Source organism: Pseudomonas sp. B21-017, assembly GCF_024749245.1.
Classification (GTDB): domain Bacteria; phylum Pseudomonadota; class Gammaproteobacteria; order Pseudomonadales; family Pseudomonadaceae; genus Aquipseudomonas.
In genome coordinates, this window is record NZ_CP087194.1 from 3153903 (window position 1) to 3174133 (window position 20231).

The 20231-nt window shown below is 53.5% G+C and carries 14 protein-coding genes and 1 pseudogene; 2 read left to right on the forward strand and 13 right to left on the reverse strand.

The window, feature by feature from the left end; genetic code table 11:
- Positions 1–88: 88 nt before the first annotated feature.
- The 4 genes from LOY28_RS14265 to LOY28_RS14280 all read right to left on the reverse strand — a co-directional run bounded on the left by LOY28_RS14265 (position 89) and on the right by LOY28_RS14280 (position 6092).
- Positions 89–1336: an MFS transporter gene (locus LOY28_RS14265; protein ID WP_225609188.1), complete on the reverse strand. Its 1248-nt coding sequence runs from the start codon at positions 1334–1336 to the stop codon at positions 89–91.
- Between the two features lie 29 nt (positions 1337–1365).
- Positions 1366–2373: a carbon-nitrogen hydrolase family protein gene (locus tag LOY28_RS14270; protein WP_258614337.1), complete on the reverse strand. Its 1008-nt coding sequence runs from the start codon at positions 2371–2373 to the stop codon at positions 1366–1368.
- 144 nt (positions 2374–2517) lie between these two features.
- The gene (locus LOY28_RS14275) at positions 2518–4743 is read right to left on the reverse strand and encodes a beta-glucosidase (RefSeq protein WP_258614338.1); all 2226 of its coding nucleotides are present in this window, start codon (positions 4741–4743) and stop codon (positions 2518–2520) included.
- A gap of 11 nt (positions 4744–4754) precedes the next feature.
- Positions 4755–6092: a carbohydrate porin gene (locus tag LOY28_RS14280; RefSeq protein WP_258614339.1), complete on the reverse strand. Its 1338-nt coding sequence runs from the start codon at positions 6090–6092 to the stop codon at positions 4755–4757.
- 386 nt (positions 6093–6478) lie between these two features.
- On the opposite strand from LOY28_RS14280, the gene LOY28_RS14285 reads away from it, so the two are divergent.
- Positions 6479–7435, forward strand: a complete 957-nt coding sequence (locus LOY28_RS14285; RefSeq protein ID WP_081626502.1) for a helix-turn-helix domain-containing protein — start codon at positions 6479–6481, stop codon at positions 7433–7435.
- A gap of 63 nt (positions 7436–7498) precedes the next feature.
- On the opposite strand, the gene LOY28_RS30130 is transcribed toward LOY28_RS14285, so the two are convergent.
- From LOY28_RS30130 to mdlC, 5 genes and pseudogenes are all read right to left on the reverse strand, one after another.
- Entirely contained in the window at positions 7499–7621 is a 123-nt protein-coding gene (locus tag LOY28_RS30130; protein ID WP_167331178.1) for a ketopantoate reductase C-terminal domain-containing protein, read from the reverse strand.
- Between the two features lie 16 nt (positions 7622–7637).
- Complete coding sequence (locus LOY28_RS14290) at positions 7638–8915, reverse strand: OprD family porin (RefSeq protein WP_018925925.1); 1278 nt, start codon at positions 8913–8915, stop codon at positions 7638–7640.
- Positions 8916–9033: 118 nt separating this feature from the next.
- A complete protein-coding gene (locus tag LOY28_RS14295; RefSeq protein ID WP_018925926.1) occupies positions 9034–10494 on the reverse strand; it encodes an aldehyde dehydrogenase family protein in 1461 nt (486 codons plus the stop codon).
- Between the two features lie 50 nt (positions 10495–10544).
- Positions 10545–11878, reverse strand: a pseudogene (locus LOY28_RS14300) (MFS transporter).
- Positions 11879–11941: 63 nt separating this feature from the next.
- Positions 11942–13531, reverse strand: coding sequence for a benzoylformate decarboxylase (mdlC, locus tag LOY28_RS14305; protein ID WP_018925928.1), 1590 nt, complete (start codon positions 13529–13531; stop codon positions 11942–11944).
- A gap of 118 nt (positions 13532–13649) precedes the next feature.
- Here mdlC and LOY28_RS14310 point away from each other — a divergent pair, with 118 nt between their 5' ends.
- Positions 13650–14564: a LysR family transcriptional regulator gene (locus tag LOY28_RS14310; protein WP_258614341.1), complete on the forward strand. Its 915-nt coding sequence runs from the start codon at positions 13650–13652 to the stop codon at positions 14562–14564.
- 67 nt (positions 14565–14631) lie between these two features.
- Here the strand turns inward: LOY28_RS14310 and LOY28_RS14315 are convergent, their stop codons facing one another.
- The 4 genes from LOY28_RS14315 to LOY28_RS14330 form a co-directional block, all read right to left on the reverse strand.
- Positions 14632–15933: a carbohydrate porin gene (locus LOY28_RS14315; protein ID WP_258614342.1), complete on the reverse strand. Its 1302-nt coding sequence runs from the start codon at positions 15931–15933 to the stop codon at positions 14632–14634.
- A gap of 68 nt (positions 15934–16001) precedes the next feature.
- Positions 16002–17513: an indoleacetamide hydrolase gene (iaaH, locus tag LOY28_RS14320; RefSeq protein WP_258614343.1), complete on the reverse strand. Its 1512-nt coding sequence runs from the start codon at positions 17511–17513 to the stop codon at positions 16002–16004.
- Positions 17514–17611: 98 nt separating this feature from the next.
- Positions 17612–18331: a LuxR C-terminal-related transcriptional regulator gene (locus tag LOY28_RS14325; RefSeq protein WP_258614344.1), complete on the reverse strand. Its 720-nt coding sequence runs from the start codon at positions 18329–18331 to the stop codon at positions 17612–17614.
- A 700-nt stretch (positions 18332–19031) separates the two neighbouring features.
- Entirely contained in the window at positions 19032–19949 is a 918-nt protein-coding gene (locus tag LOY28_RS14330) for a ketopantoate reductase family protein (RefSeq protein ID WP_018925933.1), read from the reverse strand.
- Positions 19950–20231 lie beyond the last annotated feature (282 nt).

The window sequence follows — 20231 nt, forward strand, 5'->3', positions numbered from 1 at the left end:
GTACGAGAATACAAAGTAAAAACCCCACTCTATTGAGCGGGGCCTAATTGATCAAATCGATACTATCCAGGCCCTGAATAGATCACGCTTATTCAGAAGTAACTGCAAGTGCTGAGGACGTGACTAGATGGGTAGCAGCACCAGGTGCGGTTTCGATCAGGAACAAACCAGTGACAGCCGCTGCAAGTGATACCGCTCCCACTACCATCATGGGTAGCGCCAAGCCGTATAGATCGGCCAAACCACCTGCAATCACAGGCATCAATACACCGCCAATTAATTCGCTCACACCCGTTGGCACACCAACTGCTGCTCCGGTCATATTGGATGGGACGGACTCGCTAGGAATCACGGCCAAGAACAATGGTGCGATGCCAAATCCGAAGATACCGGCGGCAAACAGGATCGAAAACATCACCCAAGGGCCGGCGTGGCTCAGAGCAAATGCGAGCATCAGCAGACCGTAAATAGTGGCGCAAGTCACCAGCACAGGTTTACGCCCCCATCGATCCGACAAGGCGGGTACGGCGATCATTCCTATGAAGCCACCGAACCCCCAGCCCGAGACGATCAATCCCGTCGTGCTCAACGACAGCCCCACCACTTGAGTGAGGTAAAGCGCGACGAAGGTCGAGAATACGAACAAGCCCGTTTGAAACAGAGAGCCGATGACTGTAGTCACCCAGATATTGCGGAATTTGAGCACGCTGGTGATAGGAGCGCTTTTGTGTGCATCGCGCTCGACGGTCACCTTCCTGGGTTCGCGCATGAGCTTCGCGAGCATCACCGTCAAAATCAACCCAGGAATCCCGAGCAGAAAGAACACCCACTCCCATGGCATGTACAAGCTTAATTGAGTCGCAATGATCGGGCCCAAACCGATGCCCAACAGTGGAAAGAATGCTTGGTGAATGCCCATATTGAGCCCTCGCCGTTTGGGCGTCGATATCTCTGCGAGCGTCGCGACACTGGCACTGAAAACCCCGCCTTCACCTACGCCAAGAAGGCCTCGAACGACCAGCATTCCAGTGAAGCTTTTTACCGCTCCCGTCATCCATGTCATGAGTGAGAAGAAAATGCCGGAGTAGATCAACACCTTCTTCCGACCGTGGCGATCACTCACGCCACCAAGAACATAAGTAGACAGCGCCCATGTCAGCGCCAATACAGAAGCGATTGCACCGGCTTGGGTATTACTCAACCCCAGCTCTGGTATCAAGATTGGAAACAAGTACACCACCACCAACCGATCCAGACCTACGATGCCAAACAGCACCGCTAGCAGCCACACCATTTTCCACTCGTAAGCTGAATCACCAAGCGATTTATGCTGCATGTTATGCACCCATCAAAAAGGGATATCGATTAATTGGCTTCAAGGTCGTCAACAAGAGCGAGCTTGTCATCCGAACCGATTGATGCGTCCTCTGTAACGGGCCTGCGTGGCTCGCTGTTAAACAGCAGTCTTGTGACATCGCTTCGGGAGTAGTGGCCAACCGGATCTGCTGCAACTTTGGCCATCGTGACGGCGTCAAGGTTGATGTCCCCGTACAGCAGTCCTTCCTGCTCTGGCGGCAATGGAGTGGCCAAATCGGCGCCGTCGGGGCCATAGATGCGCGCGAAGCCTCCCCCGACCTTTAGCAAATTACGTGCTTCATCCGTTTGGCAGAGCAACTCAACAACATCCTCGGAAACCATCCCGCACGGGGCGAGAACGAAACACTGGCCTTCAACAGCATATGTGCGGCTTACGGCGTTATTAACCTCACCACCAATTGCTGGGGTGACGTCCGTATAGAGGGAAAAACCTGGCCATGCGGCGACGTGCACTTGCTCATGCTTGCTGTACATCGCGAATTTGGTCAGTGGCTGAATATGCTCCCAGCAGCACAGTCCTCCGAGCCGACCAATGTTGGTTTCATGAACTTGGATATCACTACCGTCGCCCTCCCCAAAGACCATGCGCTCTGCCACGGTTGGTTTGAGCTTGCGTCGGGTCGACAGGGTACGGCCCTGGTCGTCAATGAAAGTCTGCGCCATGTACAAGCTGCCATTGGATCGCTCGGTGAAGCCGAGGCACACGAAGATTTCATGGTCGGCTGCCGCTTGCTCCAATCGACGATAGTCCGGGCTATCAATCACCAAGGCCTGCTCGTGATATTGCAGCATGTACTGCATTGCCCAAGCTGGTGACCCTAGCCAGAAAAACCATGGGTAACCAGGAATGAAGTTTTCCGGAAACGCGATTACCCGAGCACCGTTGCCAGCTGCCTCGGCAATCAATTGAATGCACTTATCAACCGTCGCGCTGCGATCCATGAAGACGGGTGCTGCCTGCACCACTGCGACTCGATACGAAGTTGAAAAAGACATAGAAACCTCAAAAAAAGATGGCGCTCAGCCGTTGCTGCATCTTTGATGAAAATGCCCAATTGGAATGTGCTGAAAGTCTTGTCAGATTTGCTCTAGCTTCTCCATGCCATGGGTGGAGGGCACCCAGGCATGAAGAAAAATGGCTTAGCGGCTCACGACGGGATCTGCGAAATCCTGCTTGGGCAGATCTACATGCCGCTGGGCAACGAATTCTGTAGCGCTATGGCCTAGGCCCAATGCATACGCTCCTGGCGCTACAGACCAGCGCTGTGCCTTGACGTCAAAATCGGCGAGCAGGCGTGAATCCACTTGCAGGGTTATGGATCGCGATTCCCCGGCACGGAGCTCGATCTTGTTCCACCCCAGCAAGCGTTGCTGAGCTCGACCAGGCATACCCGTCAGATAGAGCTGAGGAACATCTTGTCCCGTCAGCTTGCCGATGTTGGTCACGTTAAAGCTAACGGTGAGCGGAGAGGTTTTTTCGACCTTCAGCCCATCATATTTAAACTGTGTGTAGGAAAGCCCGAAGCCGAATGGGAACAAAGGATTGATGTTTTTTCGCGCAAACCATTTATATCCAACGTCAGCGCCTTCGATGTTGTAGTCCACATCGATCTTGGCGTTTTCGGGGCCACCAAAGCCGGGTACCACAGGGCGAGGCAGTTGTTTGAGGTCTGCCGGGAAAGTGATCGGGAGGCGGCCCGATGGATTTACTTTGCCGGTCAGCGTGCGAGCGATGGCCTTACCACCACCTGCACCTGGATACCACGCCTGCATGACTGCTGCCGTTTTGTTGAGCCATGGCATGCTGATAGGGCCGCCAGTTTCCAAGACCACAATGGTTTTAGCGTTTGCGGAGGCCAATGTGTCAATCAAGCCATTCTGACCGCTAGGCAACTCCAGGTCGTAGGTGTCGTAACTCTCCATCATCCACTGCGTCGCGAACACGATGACCACGTCAGCGTTCTTGGCCAACGCAGCCGCTTCCCCGGAGTTACGGCCATCGTTGAAGGTAATGACTGCATCTGGCAGCTCCTCCTTCAGAGCCTTAAGCGGCGAGCTTCTATGCCAAACCATCTCGCGCAGTGAAGCGAACTGACCTTCGCCTCCCGTAGGAATTACCAGGCCAGCACCCTCTGGCTCTACAACCTGTGACGAACCGGCTCCAGAGAGAACCCCCTTGTCCGCGTTGCCACCCACTACAAGGATCTTCTTGGTCGCACCATTGAGAGGCAACGCATGCTTCTCGTTGCGCAACAACACCATCCCCTCTTCGGCAGCTTGTTGTGCTACGGCCTTGCTCGCTGCGTAATCAATAGGTGTTTTAACAGGAGGGTGCTCAAAGAGGCCAACATCAAACATCGAGCGCAGGACTCGCTGGCTCATTTCACCCAAACGAGTGCGATAAACTTGGTCTTGCTCAGCTTCGGCCAACAGTGGCTTCTCGAAGAAAACATCTCCAAATAACCACTTGTCCAACTGTGTGCCCATCTCGATATCCACGCCATGCATGGCGGCTTCGACACCGTGAACAGAACCCCAGTCGGACATCACAAAACCGCGATAGCCCCAACGATCCTTTAAGATGCGCTGAAGCAGATCAGCGTTGTCGCAGGCGTGAATGCCATTGACTCGGTTATAACCACACATCACTGCGCCCGGCTGGCCGCGCTCGATGGCGATTTGAAATGCCAGCAGATCACTCTCACTCAAAGACCGTTCACCGATGACAGCGCTCATGCCCATTCGCGCGGTCTCTTGATCGTTCATGGCGAAATGCTTGATCGTTGAAAGCACATGCTGGCTTTGAATGCCCTTGATGTTTTCACCTGCCATCGTGCCAGCAAGCAGGGGATCCTCGCCAAAGTATTCAAAATTCCTTCCATTGCGTGGATCACGAGCCAGGTTTACGCCACCTGCGAGCATGACGTTGAATCCTTTACTCCATGCTTCATGCCCGATCATTTGGCCGCCATCGTAGGCGACCTTCGGATTCCAGCTGGCAGCACTGCTGAGCCCTGAAGGAAGGGGCGTCCCCCCATCTCCTGGCCGGACATTGGCAGGGTTGGCAACGCCCAGGCTTGCATCGGTGATTTGGAGCGCTGGGATGCCCCGCGTTGTGTCGGCAGGCACAAACCCAGCGGATCCGATGGCGCCATCTGGCACTGTAAATCCAAGGATAGGCATGGCCATTTCGCCGTGTACTCGGCGTATTTGCTCTTCAAGTGTCAGATCTTGCTGAAGAAGCTTTGCACGATGATCAGATGATTTATCCGAGTCTAACCAAGGTTGAGACGCCGCGAGTACGTGGGTGTTTGTCATTATAAGTGTCAGCAGCATGGTGGCGCTTGAAGGAATTCGGTTTTTCATTGGGTTGTCCTTTAGAAGCTGATGTTGAATCGCAGGCCAAGCACCGTCGCATCCGGCACTTTGTCCACACCACCTGGAGCGTGGTAATACTGGATATTTGGCTGGAGGTAGAGCCACCTCGTGGCTTGGTAGCGATAGAACAACTCAGTCGAAACTTCGGTGTCGCCTAGCGGGAGATAACGGGGATCGTCGTAGTCATCGACGCCTGCCAACTGGTTAGTAAGATCTCGATTTCGTGTCCAATCTTTGTTGATCTTGATTGCCGTACTGGCAAATCCAAGCATGTCATCCGGGCGATTGTCGAAAAGGCCGTTGTAGTAAAGACCGGCGCCGTAGCCGTAATGCAGGACAGAAGTTTCCTTGTCATTGATCTCGGCGTTAACAAAAGCGCGCAGGCCTTGCTTACTGTCTCCGCCAGGCCCCGTCAGTTGCTGTTCAAAGAAAGCCCAAGCCGCCCGCTTACCATGGCGAGTCTTGAATCCAGCAGATGGATTAGATGCCTCCATCCCGCCGGCAGCACCTGCTGCAACATCGGGTGCGTCTACGTCGCTGTAATAGGCGCCAATGAAATAATTACCCGCTAACTTTCGCTCTCCCCAATAAGGGCGCCAGCCGAGCAGCACCGGGTAGATTTGCCCTTCAGTACCACGATCACTGAGGGAAATAGCTCTGTCATTGGTGGTGGTCTGGGGGTTCTGCTGGTAGACGCCAAACTTTACGTACCAATCCGGCGTCATGTGCCAGGTAGTCGTAGCCGCCCACGTACTGATTGGCCATCCGTACCAAATGTTGCTTATGCCAGGGACGGTGCCGCAGTTGACAAGACTTTGAAACTCACAGGTGGACGGAAAAAACTCTTCCGTCGGTGTCATTTTCCCAACCCTAAGGCTCAACTGTTTGTCGAAGAAGTTTTGCTGGTAGGTGAGTCGGGTCAAGCGCGTCACAGAACCAAAGCCCCACACTTCTTGCGAGAGATTGGGAAGTGAACCCGTGCGAGGGTCGTTCACGCGAGTGTTTGTAAGTAACTCATGGTTGTTTCGATTAGTTACGACGAGGCTGAACTCTCCATCCACACCGAGCTTTTTACTCAAATCGTAGTTAAACAGGGCTGTGGTCTGATCACTTGTTTCCAAAGCTGTCTTTTGGTCATAACCACCTCTCACGTTCGTAGCCAGTTCATTTACGTAGAACAGCCCAAAGGTGAACCCTTGCTCACTAAGCTCATTGCGTTTCCCCGACCAATCACCAGTCAGCCATGGCGAGTCTGAAGCTAAAGGCTCAGCAGCTAGGGCGGGGATGCTGATTGACCCTACGAGGGCTAAACCACCAGCTGCTATACGTTTCTTCAATTCGAGTGCTCCTTTTGTCGAGCGCAAAGGAGCTCGCCAGGCTCCTACTTGCTTCGTGTATATGTGTGGGGGCAGAAAAATCTTGATAGCGGCGCCAAGCTGTCTGCGTTGAGAACTATCGCAGGCCACTGGAGTAAGCCGCTGCCCTCCACTTCCTGAGGAAGTTGCCTCTATTTCTTAAGGTGGAGCGCGTCATCAGGCGAGCGTGAAAGTCGACGTCACGCCCTGAAATGAGGCGAGTTTCGGTGGCGAGAAAGCGAAACGAATGCCTTCCTGTACTCCGCTTCCACCATTACTGGGCTGTGGATCTCAAATCGATGAATCTCTTTGGGAGAGGCACCCTATTTGCTTGCTTTTAGGCAAGCAGCCAGCGCAGGACACTCAACATGCACACCACACTCTCAACAAGAGCAATACCCGAAGGTGACCGCCTACCTTTTTGGAGGGAAACAATTGGAAAAATGTTTATGCCTCTGGAGTGCGTTGCCGGCGCGGGGACGTCCTTTAGTGCGGATCTGCAACATGCGTCCGTGGGGCCAGTAGACTTAATGGCCATGACGGCCAGTCCGCATCAGGTGACCCGAAGCGCTCGTTTAGTCCGCAACTCTGACGCTGACTATTTTATGGTCAGCTATCAAATTTCCGGACAGGGTTTTTTGAGACAGAGTGATAAAGAATCCCAACAGAGCGCTGGAGACTTCGTTCTCTACGACAGCACTCGGCCATTTGAAATGGGATACTGCGAAAACTTCAGCAAGTATATCCTTAGAATTCCTCGCAGCCTTCTTAGCGCTCACGTGAGCAGCCCTGATCGCCTATGCGGATTGACAATAAGCGCCAAATCAAGCCCTAGCATTTTGCTTGGCGGCATGCTGCGCTCTCTGGCAGAAAGCAGGGCTGAGATGGCAACAACTGTGCTGGATCCGATAGCCAACGCTTTGATTGAGTTGGTAGTTGGAGGTTTGCAGTCCTTACCTCAGGCTCAACAAGGCGAAGTATCTAAACTTCAGACCTTTCATCTATCCAGGGTAAAGAGTTACATACTTCAGAACCTGAGAGACCCGAGCCTGAATATCGAGAGGATTGCTTTAGATCTTAAGATGTCGGTGAGTTCTCTATATCGGATTTTTGAAAAAGAAGATCAGCCACTTTCTCAGTGGATCTGGAGTCAACGGCTTCAGCTATGTCAACGCGACCTGAAGAGTCCTGTTTTGAAAGAAAAGAATATTGGTGATATCGCATTTGATTGGGGGTTCAGCAATTGCACGCACTTCAGCCGTGCATTCAAACGCGAAACTGGAATGACTCCCAAGGAGTTCCGTAAGCAACACATGACTGGATAAGATGATCCAGGGGCCACGTAACTCCATCATGCTTCGACTAGGACGAAGCACTCTGCCGCTTTTTCACGACAGCTCTTTCATGCCTATCAGAGCATGGAGGCACTGAGTAACAGGAACGTGAACACCAGCGGCCTGCCCTTTCTCCACAATTGCGCCCGCTATAAGTTCATTTTCAGTCTGGCGCAATGTGCATGGCTGCCTTCTAAAATTGGTAGGTATAAGTAGTGATCAGACGATTCTCATCGTAGTCCGGGCCAGACAATGAGCCGCTACCGAAGCGGGTTTTGACCTCGATGTGACGCCACTCAAAGCCGACGTTTTTGAAGAGGCCACTTTGGATGACATAGCTCAACACCAGGTTGCTTTCGCTCTCGACATTCTTGTCCAAGGCATTGCTACCTCGATCAATTCCGGTACCCCGCATATAGCGAGTCATCAGCTTCAGCCCCGGAGCACCCATAGCAGCAAAATCGTAGTCATACCTGAGTTGCCAAGAGCTCTCATTGGGCTTGAAGAATCCGAGTGTTGACCAGTTGACGAGATAGGGTTGTGGGGCATATCCATTGAAAAGCGGGAACGCTGATTCGCCAAGCATACGTTGATAGCCAATCCCGAATGCATGACCTGCCTTTTTCAGGGTAGTCATGGCACCATAGGTTTTATTGTCAATTTTCCCGTAGAGCGCGTCTCCATCCTCGCTATTTTGATAATAGCGCAAGTCAGTTTTCAACGCGTAACCGCCACCCAGATCAAAAACATCTGTAAGCCCAAGATAGTGCTGTTTGTAAATGTCTTCCAGCTGCCCATAGAAATAGGTTCCTGAAAGTCCAGGCGTGAACTGGTAAGTAGCCCCTGCAAAGTTCAGCCCATCGCTACGGCGTTTGATGTCAGGGCCATTCATCAAATAGATTTTTTCATGACTGGACGATTCGCGTGCAGCAATTTCAGTGATACGCCCGCCGGTGAGAGTAAGGCCTTCCCACTCTTTAGACTCCAGCAGTGCACCCTGATAAGTGGTGATGAGCTGGCGCGAATCGTCAATATAGGCAACTGGCAGAGTGGGACGTAGCTCACCGAGCTTTAGCTCTGTTTTGGAAACACGTATTTTTGCCGTGGCATTCGAACGCCCATATTCCCTGACCTGTTCACCTCGGCTGGCGTCGTAGGGTATGACACTATCGGGCCCTCTACCGCCGCCGCCATCTAATCGATACGCCCATTGAGCGCTGGTATCAAAGCCAAACTGAACTGGCCCCTCGGTATACCCAGAGATGAAACGCAAATCGAAACCCTGAGTCCAACTGCCGACCCTAGATTTAGGCGCATCGCTTTGTTTGAAGTCACGGTCAATATAAGCATTACGCAGACCTAATGTGACCTTGCTATCTTCGAGAAAGTCCGCTCTAGCAGATAACGGTTGCACACAGGACAAGCAAGTGACAGCAAGTACACCACATTTTGTCTTGGAGAGAGTCTGCATAAATTTACCTTTTTATTTTTTTTGGAGGCGATAGCAGGCCGCCGCCCTTATAAATAAGGGCAGCGGATACAATTTTTGTGAAAAGCTAAACTTTATATAGCAAGTAGTGCACTAGCACTTAGAAAGGGTAAGACCGAGGCGTCATTTGCACACTTACCCAATGGTCAGTGGTGAACTCTTCAATCGCCCACTCACCATTAAACCTACCAAGCCCGGAGTTTTTCTCTCCCCCAAATGGTGCGTGCGCCTCGTCATTCACGGGAATATCGTTGACATGCGTCATGCCGGCCTTGATCTGACGAGCAAAGCGAGCACCTCGCTCCAGGTCTTTGGTGAACACCGCGCTGGAGAGCCCATATTCACTGTCATTAGCCAGCAGCAAAGCATGGGCCTCATCGCGAGCACGCTGGATGCCAACGAGCGGGCCGAAAATCTCTTCTCGCGCAATTTCCATATCAGCGGTAACGTCGGCGAAAACGTGTGGTGGAAGTAGATTCCCGCGAACCTCCCCTTCAACGACGGTTCTCGCACCTTCTTCTTTGGCCCGAGAAACCTTGTTCAACAATCCCTCGAGCTGTTTACGATTGATAATGGGGCCAATCACCGTGTCAGCATCACTGGGATTACCAACCTTCAGCGCTCTGACCTTCTCCGCGTAGAGTTCTACGAACCGGTCATACAGGGCGTCTTCCACGATGATCCGGTTGATGGCCATGCAGATCTGTCCTTGGTGCAAAAACTTGCCCATGACAGCCGCTGCGACCGCTTGATCGAGATCAGCATCAGCCAGCACCACGAATGGGCTATTGCCACCCAGCTCCAGTGCCACATGCTTGAGATACTTGCCACCACTGGCAATGCGCCCAATGTTCAGCCCGACCGGCGTCGAGCCTGTGAACGAGATGAATTTGGGGATCGGATGCTCCACGAATGCATCGCCGATCTGAGCGCCAGAGCCCACCAATACACTGATGACGCCCTTGGGCACTCCTGCTTCCTCGAAAATCCTGGCAGCGAGCAACCCACCGGTGACCGGAGTATCGCTCGCTGGCTTGATCACGACAGCATTGCCCAATGCCAGTGCCGGCGCGACAGAACGTTGAGTCAGGTGAAACGGGAAGTTCCAAGGGCTGATCACCCCAACCACGCCGAGCGGTTCACGATAAACGCGATTTTCCTTACCCGGCACATTGGAAGGTAGGATCCGACCGTGAACACGAGCAGGAAATGACGCCGACTCTTGAGTGATGCCGCGAGCCGCCCCCCACTCGATCTGTGCCTTGATTCGTGTGCTACCGGACTCCTTGATGATCCAGTCGATAATTTCTTCACGGCGTTCGTCGAAGATTTGCACCGCTTTCAAGAGTATCGCCGACCGTTGTCCCGGGCCCATATTGGCCCAAGCTGCCTGAGCGTTCTCGGCAGAGATATAGGCCTGATTGAGGTCTTCGCGATCAGCCTGGACGATTTCTAACAGGGTGTCACCGGTGAACGGATCAGTAACGTTAAGCACGTTCCCGGCGCTGCCCTTACGCCACTCTCCTGCAATCGGCAGCAGATGCATTTCTTGGTAAGGCATACGGTTGGCTTGGCTCAAGTGATGTCTCCTTGGACGGTGTGACTTGAAGATCAGGAATGCGCGTCAATCGGCTGGGATTCCATCTCATTCGAATGCGCAGATCGCCGCTTGACCATGGCGATAGCAAAAATCGCGATCAGTCCTGGTATGGCGCAGAAGATAAAATTCAGTTGGAGCGGTAAGTTCAGGCTGAGCATAAGCCCCCCCAAAGCGGGGCCTGCGACGCCTCCGAAACGACCTATGGCTGAACACCAACTGACAGCCGTGGAACGGATATCACTCGGATACTGCTGAGCGGCAAAGGCATGAATTACAGCAAGAGTTCCGATGGTGGTAGCACCGGCAATCAATAACATTATGTTGAGCGTTACCGGGCCCGGCTTGATGCCGAGGATGCAAAGCGAAACGACCGCCAATGTAAAAAAAAGAATCAACGTAGGTTTACAGCCCCAGCGATCAGCCAGCCAGCCCCCCCAAGAGCGCCCGCCGTAGCGCCAAGATTCAACGTCACCAGAAACATGAGACTGGAGCCAAGTGGGTAGCCCCCTGCGACCATTATTTTCGGCAACCAGGTATTGAGGCCGTAAACCATCAGAAGGCACATGCCGAAACCTAGCCAGAGAAAGACGGTACCCACGCCTCTCCCCTCTTTGAACAGTCGGGAAAGAGGTGTGGATGTTGAGGTTCGTACAGCTGGTTCAAATCGGACAAAAGCAGTATCTATATCGGGAACGATACGCTTGAGAAGTGCCCCTGCTGCACGTTGATTTTTCGCCAGCAGATAGGGCAAAGACTCAGGGAGATAACGGTACATCCAAGGCATGCAAAGCAGTGGCAGTCCGCCGATGAAGAATGTTGCCTCCCATCCAAATTTGGGTATCACCAGCATGGCCACCAACGCCGAAATCATTGCACCGATGGAGTAAAAGCTGAGCATGATCGTAGTCAGAGTGCTACGACGAGTTGTGGGGGACAAGTCGCTCATCAGGGCAACGATGTTTGGAATGGCACCGCCGAGGCCGACACCGGTAAAAAATCTCAAAGCCGCGAAGCTGGGTACATCCCAGGCGAATGCATTTGCGAAAGCGCTAATGCTCGCGAGAGTGATCGCTCCGAGGATGATCTTGCGTCGCCCCATTCGGTCTGCAAGCGGGCCGATAGCGATTGCGCCGAACATCATTCCGAATAGAGCTGCACTCCCCATCCATCCCGCTTGGACTGGCGGGATAGACCACTGTTCCATCAAGCGGGGAACCACAGATCCGTAGATGACGAGATCATAGCCATCGAACAGCATGATGAACGAGCACCAAAACAACAGGCCGTAGTGGAACCTGCCCAACGGAGCTGAGCCCGCAATTTCTGTAGCATTTCTTTGAGTCATAATTTGGTCTCTTGTTTTTGTTATTCGGGGACTTACTAGGAGGCACAAGGCCCTTGGCACTCATCAATGAGGCTGGATCGTCACAGTGGGCACCTCGATCAAAGTAGGTTCGGTAGAGTCGAGAGCAGCGCGAAGGGCGGCCTCGAAACTATCGCGAGTGTCGGTATGTACCGCCTTGACTCCATACCCTTTTGCGATAGCGCAGAAGTCCAAACCAGGGACGTCCAAACCAGGCGCTTCCTCAACATTCAGGACGCCCGCGAACCAGCGCAGCGCACCATAGGTGCCATTTTTGAGGATGATGAACACGACTGGGATGTGATACTGCGCAGCCGTCCACAACGCAGTAATTCCGTAGTTCGCAGAGCCATCGCCAATCAAAGCGACCACGCGCCTATCGGGCTGGGCCAGTTGAACGCCCACCGCTGCTGGCAGACCGAAGCCCAATCCACCTGCTGCGGGGAAGTAGTAGCTACCAGGGTGACGCATGTTCATTCGCTGCCAGAACGCGGTCGTGGTGGAAGTCGATTCCTTGACGTAGATAGCATCTGGCGGAGCGACCGCGTCGAGGACGTCGAACAGCGTTTCCGGGCGCAAGTGATGAGGTTCATCTTGTACATCTGTCAACGCTGGTAGAGATGCTGGATAGGACTTTGCCTTCTCCTCAACGCCCTCTGCCAGTACGCGTAGAGTCTCTGCAATATCGCCGATCAAGGCGTCCCCCATAGGAGCGCGAGCTGCTTCCTGAGGATCTGACGTGATGTGCAAGAGCCGAGCTCCTGCCGGTAGATACTCGCCTGGTGCGAACTGGTGATAGCGGAAAACCGGCGCGCCGATGACGATGATCAGGTCGTGGCCAGCAAGCGTCTTGCTGATCCCTGCGATGGCAGCAGGCAAAACTCCACGGAAGCTAGGATGGCGAGTTGGGAACGGGCAACGTGATGCCGATGGAGCAACCCAGACAGGCAGTTTCAGTTTATCGGCCAAGGCGACGGCGTAATCGTTGGAGCGGGTAGCATCCACATCAGGGCCGAGAACGAGAACAGGGTTGTTGGCCTCATTCAAGTGCTTGGTCAAAGCTGCCAGCTGCCGCGCATCAGGAGCACCCGCAGTCTGGACTTCTCTCTCAAGAAGATGCTCCACACCGAGCGGAGATGGTTTCTCCCAGTCGTCGTATGGAATAGACAGATACACCGGAGCCTTGGGAGAAGTATTAGCAATGTGGATCGCCTGGCTAAGAGCCCGAGGCACATCCTGAGCCGTTGCAGGTTCATAGCTCCACTTGACCAGTGGTTTGGGTAGCTGTGATGCATCCACATTGGCCAGCATTGCTTCGACACCAATCATCGAACGCACCTGTTGACCTGCCGTGATCACCAACGGGCTGTGTGAATACCACGAATTGGTGAGAGCCCCCATGCCATTGCCCGTACCTGCTGCTGCATGGAGGTTTACGAAAGCAGGCTTACCGCTTGCGAGAGCATAGCCGTCCGCCATCCCCACCACAGCGCCTTCATGAAGACCGAGGACATACTGGAAATCCTCCGGAAAGTCCTTCAGAAAAGGAAGCTCGTTGGATCCAGGGTTACCAAAGATGGTGGTCATGCCATGGCGACGCAAAAGCGCATAAGCGGCAGAGTGAATTGTTTTCATTGGGTCATATTCCAGGGTGTGTCCGATTGCTCCTACTGTAAAAATTCGATTAAAATCGATCAAATCAATATTTTATGACTACTACATAGACACCACTTATTTTCATAAAGGTCTACGGATGGCTCATTTCGATCTAAATTTGATCACCACCTTCGTCACGCTTTACGAAACGCAGAGCCTGACGATTACCGCCGAGCGGCTGTTTGTCACCCAGCCGTCAATCAGCTACAGCCTGGGGAAACTACGTGAGCAATTCGACGACCCGTTGTTCATACGCAATAGCCAAGGAATGCAGCCAACGAGGCTTGCTGCTCAGCTATACGTAGGCTTCAAGCAGGCTGCACGTTGTATTGAGGAGTCAGTGGCTGAGGCAAGAAGGTTTGAGCCTGCCCACTCAAGCAGGCAATTTCGACTAGCGCTTTCTGACTTGGGGGAGATGGCGTTGCTGCCCAAGCTCATGGGTCAGCTAAATATCCTGGCGCCCAATATCGAGCTTGAGATCATTCCGCTAGAGATCGACCAGGTGGGGACATGGTTGAACGACGGTCACATCGACGCGGCCATCTGCAGCCGGGTCATCAGCGGATCTGGGCTTGCATTCAAGAAGCTCGTGAGCGAGCGATACGTTTGCTTGATGGACGCGAATCATCCTCGGATTGGTTCAGCGCTGACAATGGAACAGTTTCTCGTAGAGCCGCACGTCTTGGTCACAAGGACATCGGGGCATGGCATGGCCGAAGACGTGCTTCAAAAACTCGGGGTCAAGCGAAGGATCAAGCTCAGGATTCCTCACTTTTCAGTCCTTCCAAAGGTAATACCGGGCACAGAATTGTTGGTGATTCTGCCGTCCCAGATCGCGGACAGCTTTTGTGAAATGCCACTGGCCAAGCCGCTTAAAATGCTTGAACTGCCCTTCGATGTACCGTCCTTCGAAGTGACGCTCCACTGGCACTCCCGGAGCACTCAATCAACGGGGCTTAACTGGTTCTTCGAACAGATTCAGGCCACGCTAGGCGAGCCCGGCGTGGCCTGACGGATCAAGCTGCTGTCGATGTCCGACCCCGAGCGGCTGAGATCTGATCATCGCCCAAGGCGAGCACTTAAAGGCCGAGTTGAGCGCCCAAGTTATAAACTATCTGCAATCCGACGACGGCTCCATCGCTGCTGACCTCGGCCTGTGGATTGTAGAAGTTGCTGGGGTTGAACACGTACTGCACGCTTGGCTGAAGTGCTAGATAAGGCGTCGCCTGCCACACCATATTGAGCTCTACTCGCGACTCTCCTTTTGACATTCCTTGGTCAACACCGGTGGCCAGCAGTCGCTGATCGTGCTGATATTGAACTTGCTTGTCCCCCAAACGCAGGTAGCTCGCTTTCAAGCTGACTGAATCCTGAGGGCGCCCGAATGGGCCAACGCGAGTTATACCTGCTTCCACGAAGTGTTCGAAAGGCTGCAGATCGTCAGTACTCCAAGTCCACGCGCCGAATACTTGCCACGCTTTGTCTGGGTTTCCGGCAGAGGAACCGCCTTCGCGAGATAGCGTTTGCATAAAGCGGTAGATTAAGCCGCTGCTACCACGACGGGTCGAGCCATCCAATATGTCTGTCTGTTCGGAGGTATTGTAAAAACCATTAAGCTCGTAGTGATAGGCCAAGGGCGTCTGCGCGAAGCTCTTTTGAGCACCAACGCCTGCCAACCAAGTGATACCACTCGCGTCACCCGGATCCCAGTTCCAACCCTTGGTGCGTTTGATGTAATGGGCAGGATTGGACTCGAAAGCGCCAGCATGTATGTACTGACCGTTGTCGAATGAGTAACGCGAGTAACCGCCCCAGCTTCCGTATGGGTAAGGCAATATTCCGGTGGTGTTTTCAATGATGGGGTCGTTGCAAGTAACCCAGTTTTCGCAGTTCATCATGTAGAAATGCTGCTTAGCATTGCTACGGCCAACATCGAGCTCAAGATGGTTGTCCAACAGCATTTGCCGATATTCAAACTTCGACAGATATCCCTTGTCGATGTCGTTATGCATAGGTGCGCCACCTAGCGCGCTACCTGTGGCTCCTTGCCAGGCGCCAGCAGTTGGCTGACCTTCATTGCGCATCCACGGGAAAAATGTGTATTCAAACTGGAACGTGCCGCCTGGCAACCCCATTAGCTTGGACATGTCAAAATCGGCGCCGGCGAAAATTGCGCCAGCGTTGGCGAATGTATGGGGACGAGGGCCAGTGTTAAGGTTCTCCAGCATCAGATCGGTAACGATCAGGTGCGCCTTGACTGGACTACTGTCTGTGGGCGCCGAATCGGCCCATGCCGAGCTCGCCATACTACCCAAAGCCACAACAGCGGTTACACAAAATCGGCGCGCAGAAGTACCTGCGACGAGTGGGATCGCGTTCATTCATTTAATCCGAGAAAGGTTTTTATTCGCGCAGCCAGTGCAGCTGCGCTTAAGGTAAGAACGGCCGATCAGCGTGCGATGGGCGAAAGTGGGCCCGGCCCCCAGATCGACTCAAGCGTGCGACCGATTGCCAGAAGTTGGTCGTCCGTTCCAGGCAATCCGTCAATCTCCATACCTATAGGAAGTCCGGACTCTTTCCCAACACCTACGGGAATACTGAGACCCGGCATCCTCACGTTGCTGCTCGGGTCGGTGTTTCGAATAATCCGACCAAATTTTTGAGGCGTTCCGGCGTCAGGGCCGGTCTTGATTGCCACCTCTGGAACCGTGGGGAACAGAAGAGCATCGAGCTTGTTGTCCGCGAATGTCTTCTGATAGAGAGCTAGCAAGGCTGGGACACCCGTCTTGATCGCTTGCGCATAAGCCGGGCCGCCAGGAATCATCTTTCCATCAGCCCCTGGGACATTACCAGGCACGACCATGGCCGAGAAAATACCTTGGACGTCGGGACTCGAAATTTTGGCGGCCAGGGTTTCGAATGACACTCCGGTGGATTGTGATTTCAGGTAATCAGTCAGGGCCTTGCGCGCTTCCATGATCGCGACTGGCGTTGCCACAGCTGATGCCAATTGACCGATACCCGGCATGCTGACTGAGACGACCTCAACTCCTGAACTGCGGAGCTTCTCTACCGCGGCTTTGGCCTGTGTCGAGACTTCCGGTTCCAGATCTGCCCAGAAGAAATCTGGAATGCCCAGTCGAATTTGGTGGGCCGGTATTGGCTTCAGAGGCGGTACACCGCTAAGAATCGAATCCAGCAGCACGACATCTCCGACGGTATTGGCCATTGGGCCTGCCGTATCGCGACTGGTCGAAATAGGTGTGATGCCTACACCGCTATATCGACCAACCGTTGGGCGAAAACCAACACAGCCATTTAGCGCGCAAGGCTCACGGCTAGAGCCACCTGTATCTGTCCCCATAGCGATTGGAATCAAGCGAGCCCCCAGAGCGGCGGCACTCCCTGATGACGAACCACCGGCAATGCGAGAGTTGTCAAAGGCATTGCGCACACCGACCAGCTGTGGAAGATGAAAGGCGGTGTTGTAGCCGGTAGCGCCAAACGCGAGCTCATGCATATTGGTCTTGCCGACCACAATGGCGCCTGCGGCCTGGAGCCTATCGATAATCGGCGCATTGGCTTTCGGAAAGAAATTAGCGAGAGCTGGCGTGCCTGCTGTGTTCGTGAAACCAACGACCTGAATGTTGTCCTTGATTGCTATAGGGACGCCGCCCAAGGGAAGGCACTGCTCACCCTTAGCGAGGCGCGCGTCTGCAGCACGAGCTTCGCCCAAGGCTCTCTTTGGGTCTATAGAAATGAAGGCATTAAGCTCAGGATGCGTTTCAATACGGGCCAGCCAATAGCTGACAACCGATTCACTGGAAACCTTCTTTTCGCAGATGGCTTGTGCCATCTGCTCAGCGCTCATCAAGTAGAAGTCTTTCGGTACGTTCGACGCCGATGCGCCAGCGCTTGCTGCCAAAAGGCCAATCGCTAAGCAGGAGAGTCTGGTCTTCACGGATATTCCTTGAGAATCAGTCGATCCCCACTGCAGGTCTCGATGATTCATTTACGCACATGGAAATATCCGGCAAACATCCTCATTAATGAGGAGGTTTAGTGTATTCCCACCCGCATGGCGAGCTCGGTTCGATTGCTCGAATTGGTCTTGGCCATGGCGTTTTTTAGATGGGTACGTACCGTTGTGAAGCCAATGGACATGAGGCGCGCGATCTCCTTGTCACTGCGCCCGGCCGCTACGTGCTCGACAACAGCACGCTCTCGCGGACTCAGGGCACCATTTAGAGGCAGCTCAACCGAGAGCGCGTGCTGGAAGTACGGTGTGAGGGCGTTCAGCAGAGTGAGCTCCCTGGGGCCAAACGCAGGTTGGTCAGCGCTGCGCCATATGCGTAGATCCCCCACATCCCGTCCCTGGTTGAAGAAGAAAACGTTCACTCCATGGTGCATCCCACACGGTCTGAGGAACTCGGCGTAATGCTCACTGCGCTCCAAGGTAGGCCGACTGATAACATCATCCACACAAGCAGCTTGCCGCTGGGCTCTTAACACCGGTGTTACGGTATCGTGCATGTGAATCTGCTCATCGTATTGCCGCAGCATACGTGCATCAATATTGACTGCAGCGCAACGCGTGGATCGCCCCCTTGAGCTATCCCAGAGGTAAGAGGCTCCGAAGTCAGATCGAAGCAGCTGGGTAACATCACCGAGCACCTGCTGACGAACTTCATCCCCCGCACCACCCGTGCGGAGTCGCCAGACGATCTGAGCAAAAAGGCCAAGCTCAGAATTCGTCATGTCCATTTGATTGATATGCATAGGCATGCTCCCGGTTTTCACGCGAGTCTCCGAGCAATTTCCGGGCCTGAATTCGGTGGTTTGTTCTGTTAAACGCCTCAAAAATACTGGTATCTATCGCTAACAGTCGTTCAGAGGCAGGTGCTAGAGCACTCGAGATAGTGAACCTGTTCAGATAAAAAATCCGTCCGAGGTACTCTCTGCCAGGTACCAGATTGGTTGGTACCTCTACTAGATGGGTCGAATATTCACGGTGAGTATCGTAAAGACATTAGGGGCATGACTGAATCTGTAGCCGGGTCATCAGCGGCCCAAGACTAGCCTCCAAGAGACTTGTGAGCGAACGCTATGTTTGCCTGCTAGACGCAGGTCACCCTCGGATTCAAGAGGATTTGTCGATGGAAAACTTCCTTGCGGAACCTCATGTCCTAGTCACAAGAACATCGGGGCATGGAATGGCCGAAGACGTACTCCAAAAGCTCGGTGCCAAGCGTCGAATCAAGCTCAGGCTTCCACACTTTTCCATGTACCAGCGTTTGAAGGCACCCTTCACTGGCACTCCAGAAGCATTCAATCAACTGGCCTCAGCTGGTTCTTCGAACAAACTCAAGCCACTCTAGGTGAGCCTGGAGTGACCTGATTTGATATGGCGATATTTATGGCGCCACGGCGGGTCAGTGCTTTACCTTCCGATCTTCTCGAGGTGATGATTTACCACTATTCAGAGATACGCGCCCTCAATGAGCTTGACCAAGCTGTGCAGCGATGAAAGCACAGGGGTGTCGATCCCTTGCTCGTTGGCTCGCTCAACAACGGCGCCATTGATGAAGTCGATTTCAGTTTTTCGCTTTGCCTCGACATCCTGCAACATCGACGGCTTGTGCTGATGATGATTGGCAAAGGCGTGATTAACGGCATGCTCTACCCGACTGGCTTGAGCATCCACTCCGAGAGCATTCGCGACCTCTACCGTTTCTCGGATAACACCTGCGGTCAAACTCCTACCATGCTCAGAATCCCCAACGCCTCCCACGGTTTGGCGTGTAATCGCGCAGACCGAGTTCAAGGCAGCGTTGAAAGCTACCTTCTCCCAGATGGCAATTTGAACCTCTGGGTCGGCCCGACACGGTAACCCGGCTTGCTGGAAGGTCTCTGCGATATCCCGTGCTACCGACTTATCCTCACCATTCCATGGCCAAAGATTTATATGGCCATCACCATGGCTGTGGACGACACCTGGTTCAACCAGATCAGCAGGCAGATTGGTCATACCCACAATAATGCGCTCTGCAGGTACGACTTTGGAGATCAGCTCGGCGTTGCCCAAGCCATTTTGAACAGATAGCGCCCAGGTCGTAGGCCCGACAAGATGTCGCACCGACTCAATAGCAATATCCGTGTGAAAGCCCTTAGTAAAAATAACTACCAGATCGAAGGTTCCAGCGAAATCCTTCGCCCGCCCAATAGGCACCATCACGCGCTCCGTTGCCGAAGGCGTCACGAGCTGCAGGCCCTTGCGCTGGATGGCCGCGATAGTGGCTTCAGAGGCTTCAACAAAGGAGACCTCTTGCCCACCCAGCGCTAGGCGCGCACCAAAAAGCCCTCCCATTGCACCAGCGCCGACAATTGCGATTTTCATGAATAATCCTCGACTAATAGCTGGTAACTGTAGAAAAAGGGCCAGCAATCACACAAATAGATACCAAGCCTACTCAAGATAAACGCCTTCTATGTTGGTGACATTCACATCAGTTGTGCTGACTGCTGACCTGCACGATGAAGAGGATAAAGATATGCATATGGATTGGTCAGACGCGCTTTGAGGATTGCGAGGTGGCGCGCTCGCAACTAACGGTTCGAATCAAGCAATCGATGTCGCGTCGAGCAGAATCTTTTTGTGTGCCAGGTAAGGTGACTGGGG